This is a genomic window from Paenibacillus sp. AR247 (genome assembly GCF_002968895.1).
Taxonomy (GTDB): domain Bacteria; phylum Bacillota; class Bacilli; order Paenibacillales; family Paenibacillaceae; genus Paenibacillus_AQ; species Paenibacillus_AQ favisporus.
In genome coordinates this window covers 64,458-66,235 of record NZ_PCZT01000009.1, presented here as the reverse complement: position 1 = coordinate 66,235, position 1,778 = coordinate 64,458, and the positions used below count along the sequence as shown (strand labels likewise).

Sequence of the window (1,778 nt, the reverse complement as noted above, 5' to 3'; positions counted from 1 at the left end):
CCGTCATCCGCTTACAGCACAAACCGGAGTACCATTAAGGAAAGAATGCCCACCACTACCGTTCCTAATAAACTTCGCGTCAGGATCGCTGTCGCAAAGGTAGGGATGCCGGCCAAAATTTCAACGTAATGCTGCAAAATATGGACCTTTCCGTCCGTCGTGAACAGCTCCTGCGCGATTAATGCCGCCATAACGGCAACAGGTACGTAATTGAGCCAGCGCATGGTCCACTCAGGCAATTGCATGCGGCTCAGCAATACGAGCGGAAGAACGCGCGGAAGAAGCGTGACGACGGAGGCGCCCATGATCGCCAGCAGGATGTGCCATCTTATTTCCATTTTTCCACCACCATTCCAATGGCAGCCGCCACGATGGTTGCTATAATAACCGCCACACTCCCGGATACAAGGGAGCCCGCTCCGAGCACGATCAGAACAGCGCAGACGGCTACGATAAGATCTTTCCGGATGATCTTTCTGCTGATCATCTGGAGGACAAGGAGCCCGATAAACATGGCGGTCAGCGCAAAATCAAGGCCGTATTTCTCAGGATCGGTAATCCACTTCCCGAAAAACGCTCCCGCGATGGTGGCGATGATCCAATTCAAATATGCGGTAATATTGAGGCCGTGCATCCATTTTTCACTGAGGGAGCTGCGATTCATCGCCTTATTCATGGCGACCCCGAAGGTTTCGTCTGTAAGCAGCGTGCCGATTAACATCGTCTTGAATGCGGATAGGTGGCGGAAATAAGGCGACATAGCTGCGCTGAGCAGCAGGTGGCGCAAATTGACGATGAATACCGTAAGAATGATGGCTGCTGCCGACCCATGCGCCGCTATCATGCCCGCCATAATAAATTGTGCCGAACCGGCATAGATCAAGGTGGACATCAAGGTAATTTCGAGGACGGATAAACCGGAGGTTTTGCCTACGACACCTGCGGCAAATCCAATGCTTAAGTAACCCAGCAGCGTGGGGATGCAGTCTCTGATCCCCTGCAGCAAGCTGTCTTCTTTCACTTCGATTTCTTGTTGATGGAGTTGAACATTCTCTGACACGTCTTTTATCCTCAATTCTTTTCTGTGTTGTTCGTTGTTGAGCCGGAAAATAAAATAACGATGCGTCTCTAAGTGTGGTCACAGCCCGGTCAATTCGTGCGTTATACTATCCTTTTTGTACATTATAACACACAATATATCGGGTGCGGTGTATTAAACTTGGATGGAGTTGAGATAATTTCAGATTCCATTCGAGCTTCCTGCCCCTACTCTAGTGATCCTGTAACCCAAGCAAAATCAAAAAAACGGCCCCCTTCGTACCCAGTACGAAATGGAGCCGGAGTCTGATTGATCCGTTGCTTAATCGTTATCTTCAATGACAGCAATTCCGTCGATTTCAAGGAGAACGGATGGGCGTGCGAATTCCGAAACAAATAGAACCGTGACCAAAGGAGGATGTTCTAATTCACCTGCTACCTCAAGAAAAGCTTTGTAACCAATTCGGGGATCGCTGCCGCTGACTAAATAAATATTAAGTTTAACCAGATTGGCGAAACTTGCATTTTCAGATGCTAGAATCGTTGCGATATTATGCAGCGCCTGCTTGGTCTGTACTTCCAAATCGCCGGGTCCAACAAGTTCGCCTGACGCGTTAACGGCATTTTGCCCACCGATATAAATCGTTTTTGCTTTTCCGCTTACAGTAATCGCCTGACTGAACGCTTTGGATTGGAATAACCCCTCCGGGTTTTTATGCTCCATTCTGAATGTAGACATT

At 48.6% G+C, this 1,778-nt stretch carries 3 protein-coding genes; all 3 read right to left on the bottom strand.

The features are described from left to right. Positions 1 to 11 precede the first annotated feature (11 nt). Entirely contained in the window at positions 12 to 338 is a 327-nt protein-coding gene (locus CPT76_RS08080; protein ID WP_105442549.1) for an AzlD domain-containing protein, read from the bottom strand. Then, positions 329 to 1,060, bottom strand: coding sequence for an AzlC family ABC transporter permease (locus tag CPT76_RS08075; RefSeq protein WP_105442548.1), 732 nt, complete (start codon positions 1,058 to 1,060; stop codon positions 329 to 331). The genes CPT76_RS08080 and CPT76_RS08075 overlap by 10 nt, the downstream gene beginning before the upstream one ends. Before the next feature lie 300 nt (positions 1,061 to 1,360). Beyond that, a partial coding sequence (locus CPT76_RS08070) for a RidA family protein (protein WP_105442547.1) occupies positions 1,361 to 1,778 on the bottom strand: 418 nt, incomplete at its 5' end.

What these genes read in the sequence shown, in the direction of transcription:
- CPT76_RS08080 (WP_105442549.1), bottom strand. Translation starts at nt 338, where the DNA reads ATGGAAATAAGATGGCACATCCTGCTGGCGATCATGGGCGCCTCCGTC.